This window comes from Halomonas sp. MCCC 1A11062, assembly GCF_021404355.1.
GTDB classification, from domain to species: Bacteria; Pseudomonadota; Gammaproteobacteria; order Pseudomonadales; family Halomonadaceae; genus Halomonas; species Halomonas aerodenitrificans.
In genome coordinates, this window is record NZ_JABFTW010000080.1 from 1 (window position 1) to 324 (window position 324).

At 68.5% G+C, this 324-nt stretch carries 1 protein-coding gene; it reads right to left on the bottom strand.

From position 1 onward, the window contains the following. Positions 1–8: 8 nt before the first annotated feature. A partial coding sequence (locus HOP58_RS22885) for a GlsB/YeaQ/YmgE family stress response membrane protein (RefSeq protein ID WP_234261935.1) occupies positions 9–324 on the bottom strand: 316 nt, incomplete at its 5' end.

A 324-nucleotide genomic window follows, 5' to 3' on the forward strand; every position in this document is an offset into this window, starting at 1 on the left:
GGTGTGGGTCAGCGCATCAGGCCCGAGCGCCGGCGGCCCAGTACCCCGGTTCGGCGACCCATGACGGCCGCGACGAGCGCGACGCCGATCGCGGCGACGACGACCTGGACCAGCAGCTCGAGCCAGTCGATGCCGCTGGTGGCGGTCGGGATCCCCATGGCGCGCGCGAGGGCGGTGCCGATGAACGCGGCGACGATGCCGACGAGAATTGTCACCAGGAAGCCGATGGGCTGCTTCCCTGGCACGATGAGGCGGCCGATCACGCCGACGACGATGCCGATGAGAATGGCGCTGATGATGCCGGTGATGGTCATTTTTCCTCCA